This is a genomic window from Methylobacterium segetis, assembly GCF_004348265.1.
In the GTDB taxonomy this organism is placed as follows: Bacteria; Pseudomonadota; Alphaproteobacteria; order Rhizobiales; family Beijerinckiaceae; genus Methylobacterium; species Methylobacterium segetis.
Genome location: NZ_SMNT01000039.1, coordinates 41,659 through 47,658 on the forward strand (window position 1 = coordinate 41,659; position 6,000 = coordinate 47,658).

8 protein-coding genes are annotated in these 6,000 nt (G+C 70.9%); 3 read left to right on the forward strand and 5 right to left on the reverse strand.

Going from position 1 to position 6,000, the window contains the following annotated elements; genetic code table 11:
* Positions 1 to 6 precede the first annotated feature (6 nt).
* Together E1J50_RS12105 and E1J50_RS12110 are read left to right on the forward strand one after the other, a co-directional pair.
* Positions 7 to 1,455, forward strand: coding sequence for a sensor histidine kinase (locus tag E1J50_RS12105; RefSeq protein ID WP_132253887.1), 1,449 nt, complete (start codon positions 7 to 9; stop codon positions 1,453 to 1,455).
* 58 nt (positions 1,456 to 1,513) lie between these two features.
* Positions 1,514 to 2,038 carry a YidB family protein gene (locus E1J50_RS12110; protein WP_132253890.1) on the forward strand — a complete coding sequence of 175 codons (525 nt, stop codon included), beginning with the start codon at positions 1,514 to 1,516 and terminating at the stop codon, positions 2,036 to 2,038.
* Between the two features lie 28 nt (positions 2,039 to 2,066).
* Here the strand turns inward: E1J50_RS12110 and rnhA are convergent, their stop codons facing one another.
* On the reverse strand, positions 2,067 to 2,738 hold the full coding sequence (rnhA, locus tag E1J50_RS12115) for a ribonuclease HI (protein WP_132253892.1): 672 nt from the start codon (positions 2,736 to 2,738) through the stop codon (positions 2,067 to 2,069).
* A 200-nt stretch (positions 2,739 to 2,938) separates the two neighbouring features.
* On the opposite strand from rnhA, the gene E1J50_RS12120 reads away from it, so the two are divergent.
* Positions 2,939 to 3,331, forward strand: coding sequence for a hypothetical protein (locus E1J50_RS12120; protein ID WP_245516546.1), 393 nt, complete (start codon positions 2,939 to 2,941; stop codon positions 3,329 to 3,331).
* Between the two features lie 126 nt (positions 3,332 to 3,457).
* On the opposite strand, the gene E1J50_RS12125 is transcribed toward E1J50_RS12120, so the two are convergent.
* From E1J50_RS12125 to E1J50_RS12140, 4 genes are all read right to left on the reverse strand, one after another.
* Positions 3,458 to 4,207 (reverse strand): SDR family NAD(P)-dependent oxidoreductase, encoded by a 750-nt coding sequence (locus E1J50_RS12125; RefSeq protein WP_132253895.1) that lies wholly within the window; start codon positions 4,205 to 4,207, stop codon positions 3,458 to 3,460.
* Between the two features lie 85 nt (positions 4,208 to 4,292).
* Positions 4,293 to 4,586 (reverse strand): ArsR/SmtB family transcription factor, encoded by a 294-nt coding sequence (locus E1J50_RS12130; RefSeq protein ID WP_132253897.1) that lies wholly within the window; start codon positions 4,584 to 4,586, stop codon positions 4,293 to 4,295.
* Between the two features lie 115 nt (positions 4,587 to 4,701).
* Positions 4,702 to 5,586 (reverse strand): alpha/beta fold hydrolase, encoded by an 885-nt coding sequence (locus E1J50_RS12135; RefSeq protein WP_132253899.1) that lies wholly within the window; start codon positions 5,584 to 5,586, stop codon positions 4,702 to 4,704.
* A 10-nt stretch (positions 5,587 to 5,596) separates the two neighbouring features.
* Positions 5,597 to 6,000, reverse strand: a 404-nt coding sequence (locus E1J50_RS12140; protein ID WP_132253901.1) for a 3-isopropylmalate dehydratase small subunit, incomplete at its 5' end; no start/stop codon positions are given.

Genomic DNA, 6,000 nt, shown 5'->3' on the forward strand with positions numbered 1-6,000 from the left:
CGCCTCATGCATCCCCTCCTGATCAAGCTCGGCCTGCGCTTCGAGCAGCCCGCCGACGAGCGCGATTTCGTCCGGCATTTCACGCTCGACGATCTCGGCCGCACGCGGGCCGCGATGCTGCTCGGCGCCTTCGTTTACTGCGCCTTCTCCGTCTGGGATTGGATCCTCGATCCCGCCGTCTGGACCACAACCCTCGCGATCCGGCTCGCGGTCGCCGGGTTCGTGCTGCTGCCGCTCACGGCTGCCCTCGGATCGCGGCCCGCGCAATCCTGGGCGGAGCCGATCTACCTCGCCTACTGCGCTGTGCCGGGCTGCGTGCTCAGCCTGATCTACCTCCGGCTCGAACCCGGCTTCGACCATGCGGCCGCAGGCATGATCATCGTCATCCTGTTCGTCTCGACCCTGCTGCCGCTCCGCCTGACCTCACTCGCCGCCTTCTGCGTCCTGACCTGGACCTGCTTCGCGCTCTGCGAGTCCTTCGCCGTCCACGAGCGGGCCGGCATGCGCTTCGTGAACAATTTCGAGATCGGCATGGCCTACGCGCTCTCGCTCTACGCGGTGGGCGCGCGTGAAGTCCGGGCAAGGCGCCAGTTCCAGACGGAGCGCGCCCTGCGGCGCGAGATGGAGCGTTCCGAGAGGGCGCTCGCCGAGTTGCGGGATGCCCAGGCCCATCTCGTCCAGGCCGAGAAGCTCGCCTCGCTCGGGCAGCTCGTGGCCGGCGTCGCCCACGAGATCAACACGCCGCTCGGCCTCGCGCTCACTACCTCGACGGCCGTCGAGGGGGACCTGAGGCGGCTCGTGGCGACCGTCGAGTCGGGCCAGGTTCGCCGGTCGGACCTCACGCAGGCCATCGCGCGGCTCCGGGAAGGGATGGGGCTCCTGTTCGCGAACCTCACGCGCGCGGCCGATCTGGTGACCAGCTTCAAGCAGGTGGCGGTCGATCAGGCCAACGAGGAGCGGCGCTCGTTCGAGCTGCGTCCCTGGCTCCATGAGCTGATGAGCACCCTCGGGCCCCTGCTGCGCCGCAAGGGTCACGCGTTGCGCATCGCCTGCGAGGATGCGGTGATCCTCGATTCCTACCCGGGCGCGCTCGCGCAGGTGATCAGCAACCTCGCCCTCAATGCCGTGATCCACGGTTTCCCCGAAGGCCATGCCGGCCATCTCGACCTGTCGGTCTCGCGGACGGAGGAGGGCGGCCTGCGCCTCGTCTTCCGCGACGACGGCGTCGGCATCCCGGCGGACCAGTTGCAGAAGGTCTTCGAGCCCTTCTTCACGACCCGGCGGGACCAGGGCAGCACGGGCCTCGGCCTGCACATCGTCTTCAACCTCGTCGTCTCGAAGCTGCAGGGACGGATCGAGCTCGCGAGCGGGACCGGAACCGGAACGCGCTTCACGATCACCCTGCCTCTCACCCTCGAACGGGTCCGCGAGCGGGAGGAACGGGCGACCCTGTGATATCCTCCCCGCCCGATCGGCGCCTGGATCGGGCTCGCTCAACGACCGGAGGTTGAAGATGAGTGACGGATATCCATCGATGACGGCCCTGTTGGGCCTCCTGGCCCTCGCCGGCTACCAGAACAGGGACAAGATCGCCGAGTTTCTCGGCGGCCGCCCGCAGGGCGACCCCGCGCCTGCCGGACCGGCGGGACATCAGGGCGGCTCGGGGGCCGGCTTGGGCGGAAGCCTGGGCGGGGGTCCGGGCGGCGGCCTGGCCAGCGGCTTGGGCGGGCTCCTGGGCAGCCTCGCGGGCACCTCCGGCGGCAGCGGCGCGGGCGGCTTCCTGCACAGCGGCCTCGGCGAGATGCTGGAGCGCTTCCAGCAGGCCGGGCATGGCGCCGCGGCGCAATCCTGGGTGAATACCGGCCCGAACCAGGAAATCAGCCCGCAGCAACTCGAGACGGCGATCGGCCCCGACGTTCTGGCCACGCTCACGCAGCGGACCGGGCTGTCGCGGGACGATCTGCTCGCGCGCCTCTCGCGGGATCTGCCGCAGGCGGTCGACCGGTACACCCCGGACGGACGGGTGCCGGCCCGCTAGCGGATCCTCCGCCCGCGGGCCGGCCCGCTCACGCCACCCGGGTCGGCCGGGACGTGAGCTGCGCCTGCAGGCGTCCGGCTTCCTCGGGGCCGAGTGCGAGCACGAGCCTCACCGCTTCCTCGACGAAGGCCGAGGGCGTGGTGCCGGCCCGCTTGGCCGCACGGGCCACCGCGAGCCCGAGGGCGAGGTCGATCTGTACCGGTGCCGTTCGGCCCACCGCCTCCATGGCGGCCGGCACGGGCGGCGGGACCGGTGCGGGTTGCCGCGGCAGCCCGCGCGCCTCGCGCCGCCCCTGCGTGGCCAGGCGGTCCGCACGCTCGTTGAGCGGATCGCCGGCATGGCCCCGTACCCAGGTCCAGCGCACGTCGCGGCGATTCGCCAATTCGTCGAGGCGCTTCATCAGGTCGACGTTCTTGACCTCGCCGGTGGTCGTGCGCCAGCCCTTCGCCTTCCAGCCGCGCATCCACTCGGTCACGGACTTGACCACGTACTGGCTGTCGCAGCGCATCTCGATCGGCGCACCCTCCGGAAACTGCTCCAGCGCCCGGATGGCCGCCGTCAGCTCCATCCGGTTGTTGGTGGTGCCCGGCTCGCCGCCGCAGAGTTCCACCGCACCCTCGGGTGCCGCGATCACGACACCCCATCCACCCGGCCCGGGATTGGGGTCGCAGCCCCCATCGGCATAGACAACGGTTCGCATGGACGCGTGATCCTTCGGAAACGGGGTCGGCGCCGGATCTGCCGGATGCGGTTCCGGCGCGGCACCTCCTTGCTAGCCGCAGGCCGGAAACGAATGGTTGATCACGGCCGCGGTCCCGCGATCCTCCGCCGCTCGCCCGGCAACGCTTCGTTAACCATCGTGAACCGATCCTGGCGCATCTGCAGGGGATTCGGATCACGATGCCGTCCACACCGCTCCGACCTACAGCCACAGCCCTCGCGCGCGACCCGATCCCGGTCGAGCTGATCGCGGCGCTCTACCGCGCCAGCGCGAGCGACTTCGCCCGCCTCGTCGCTCACATGCCGGAATACGGCCGCGCCCGGATCGCCGCCTACTGCGTGGAGCGCGAGCGCCTGCACCAGCTCGGCGTGCGCCTCGCCGCCACCTGTGGGGAGGCGGCGCTGGTCAAGGCCGCCGGGGCGGAGGTCGGTGCGGCCCTCTTCGCGCATGCCCGCAGCGAGACGGCGGAGCCTGAGGCCGGCCCGCTACCCGCGCCGTCACACCTGCAGATGATCGACCTGTCCGGCGGCGCGACGGAGCAGGCCCCGCAGGGCCGCGCCAGGGCCGCCTGACGCGGCCCGGTCGTCCTTCCGGATCTCGGCGTCGATGCCGGCAGATCGGCTCGGGAGACAGAGAACCCGCGCTCGATCCGTCGACGTCGAGGCGTCCTCGGAACTCTTGATGGATCCGCCGAGCGCCTACCGGAGACCGCCGGACGCCACGATGACCTCACCGGTGATCCAGCGCGATTCGGGGGAGGCGAGGAAGACCGCGAGCGGGGCGATGTCCTCCGGCTGGCCCGTCCGCCCGAGCGGCGTCCTCGCCACCATGTCGCGCTCCATGTCCGAGCCGATCAGCCCCAGCGTGTGGACGCCCTCCGTCACGACGACGCCGGGCGCGATCGTGTTCACGCGGATCCGGCGCGGTCCGAGCTCCTTCGAGAGGACCTGCGTGATCGAGGCGACCGCCGCCTTCGTGGCGGTGTAGATGGCCGTCGACGGCGGCGCGAGCTCGGTCGCTGCGGAGCCGATATTGATCACGCTGCCGCCCTCGGGGCCGAACTGCCTGATCGCCTGCTGGGTGGCGAGCAGGAGCCCCAGCACGTTCGTGTCGAACTGCCGCCGGTATTCCGCCTCGCTGAATTCGTCGATCGTGGCGAAGCGATAGACGCCGGCATTGTTCACGAGGACGTCGACGGGGCCCAGGAGGCGCTTCGTCTCCGCGAACAGGTGCTCGACCTCCCCGGCCTGCCCGACATCGGCACGGATCGCGACCGCCCGACCGCCCGCCTCCTCGATCTCGCGGACGACGCGCTCCGCACCCTCCGCGCTCGAAGCGTAATTCACCACGGTTGCGGCCCCTTCGGCCGCCAGCGCCTTCGCGATCCCCGCGCCGATGCCCTTCGAAGCGCCGGTGACGACCGCTACCTTGCCTTGCAATCTCGCCATGACCCGTCTCCTGCCGCCCCTCCATTCGATATTTAGATGATCATCGAATTGTTGCCTGTGCGGAGCGGCACCCGGCCGCAGGCGCTCAGATCTCCGACAGGCGCGCCAGATAGGCGCCGAGGATATCACGCTGCAGCACGAGATTGGCGAACTTGCCCTCGCGCCGGATCTCGATCAGGCCGGCGGTCTCGAGTTCCTTGACGTGGTGCGAGAGGGTCGCCGGGCTCACGTTCTGGGTCTCGTTCAGGCTGCTGCACGGGCACAGGCCGCCGTTGAGGCCGAGCTGCTTCAGGATCTCGTAGCGCCGCGGCTCGGCGAGGGCGCGGGCGATGCGGGCGAATTGGCGATCCGTGAGCGGGGGTGTCGGAGGCGATCCCATGGCGGAGGACGCATAGAGCACGAGGCGGGGCAGGGAAATCCCAGCCGCCGGTGAACCGCACACGATGACACGGATCTCGAGCGCGCGATGCGCCGCCGGAGCCGCAGGCTTCCCCTCAAGTCAGAAATTCGGCGAGGGCGGCGAGGACGAGGTCGGGCCGCTCCTCCTGCAGGGTGTGGCCGCAATCGAGGGCGTGGCCGCGCACGTCGAGCGCCTTCTCGCGCCAGGTCGCGAGGACGTCGTAGCTGCGCCCGACCGTGCCCTTCGCGCCCCAGAGCGCCAGCAGCGGCACCGCGATGCGCCTGTCCGCATCGGCGGCATCGTGCTCCAGGTCGATCGTCGCGGCGGCCCGGTAATCCTCGCAGATGGCGTGGCGCGTCGCCGGATCGCGGTAGACGCGCAGGTACTCGGCGAACAGGTCCGGGCTCGGCACGCCAGGGGTCTTCGACTGACCCTCGGCATGGGTGCGCAGGAAGTATTCCGGATCCGCGCCGATCAGCCGTTCCGGCAGAGGCTCGGGCTGGATCAGGAAGAACCACCAGAAATAGGCGGTCGCGAACGCCTTGTCGGTGCGCGCGTACATCGTCGCCGTCGGAGCGATGTCGAGCACGGCGAGCCGCGCGACGGCGTCCGGATGGTCGAGGGCGAGGCGGTGGGCGACGCGCCCGCCGCGGTCGTGGCCGATCACCGCGAAGCGCTCGTGTCCGAGCGCCCGCATGACGGCGAGCGCGTCGCGCGCCATGGCGCGCTTGGCGTAACCGGCATGGCGCTCGCCGCCCGGTGGCTTCTCGGAATCGCCGTAGCCGCGCAGATCCATTGCGACGACGCCGAAGCGCTCGGCGAGCACGGGCGCGACCGCGTGCCAGGTGGCATGCGTCTGCGGGTGGCCGTGAAGCAGCAGCAGGGGCGGCCCCGCGCCGCCGATGCTGGCGCGGATCCGCACCCCGTCCGCGTCGATGTCGCGAAGCTCGAATCCGGCGAGGAAGGGGTCCGCCTTCATGTCCGGCTCCTCACCGCGCGAGCCAGGGACGGTCGGCGTGGTAGCGCCTCTCGAAGGCGCGGATCGCGGCCGCGTGGTCGAGCGTCGTCCCGATCGCGTCGAGGCCGCGGACGAGGGCGTCCTTGCGCGAGGCGGGGATCTCGAACCCGATGCGCACCCCGTCGCCGGCCAGGATGGTCTGCTCCGGCAGATCGATCGTGAAGCGGTTGCATCCGGGCTCGGCGGCGAGAGCCGCCAGGGTCTCGACCCGCTCCGGGTCGAGACCGACGAGGAGGAGCCCGTTATTGGCGGCGTTGTCCGCGAAGATGCCGGCGAAGGTGGTGCCGACGAGCGCGCGGATGCCGAGCTGCAGGAGCCCCCAGACCGCGTGCTCGCGGGAGGAGCCGCAGCCGAAATTCGGTCCGACCACGAGGA

Coding starts and splice junctions, on each gene's coding strand:
- E1J50_RS12105 (WP_132253887.1), top strand. CDS start 7: ATGCATCCCCTCCTGATCAAGCTCGGCCTGCGCTTCGAGCAGCCCGCC.
- E1J50_RS12110 (WP_132253890.1), top strand. CDS start 1,514: ATGAGTGACGGATATCCATCGATGACGGCCCTGTTGGGCCTCCTGGCC.
- rnhA (WP_132253892.1), bottom strand. CDS start 2,738: ATGCGAACCGTTGTCTATGCCGATGGGGGCTGCGACCCCAATCCCGGG.
- E1J50_RS12120 (WP_245516546.1), top strand. CDS start 2,939: ATGCCGTCCACACCGCTCCGACCTACAGCCACAGCCCTCGCGCGCGAC.
- E1J50_RS12125 (WP_132253895.1), bottom strand. CDS start 4,207: ATGGCGAGATTGCAAGGCAAGGTAGCGGTCGTCACCGGCGCTTCGAAG.
- E1J50_RS12130 (WP_132253897.1), bottom strand. CDS start 4,586: ATGGGATCGCCTCCGACACCCCCGCTCACGGATCGCCAATTCGCCCGC.
- E1J50_RS12135 (WP_132253899.1), bottom strand. CDS start 5,586: ATGAAGGCGGACCCCTTCCTCGCCGGATTCGAGCTTCGCGACATCGAC.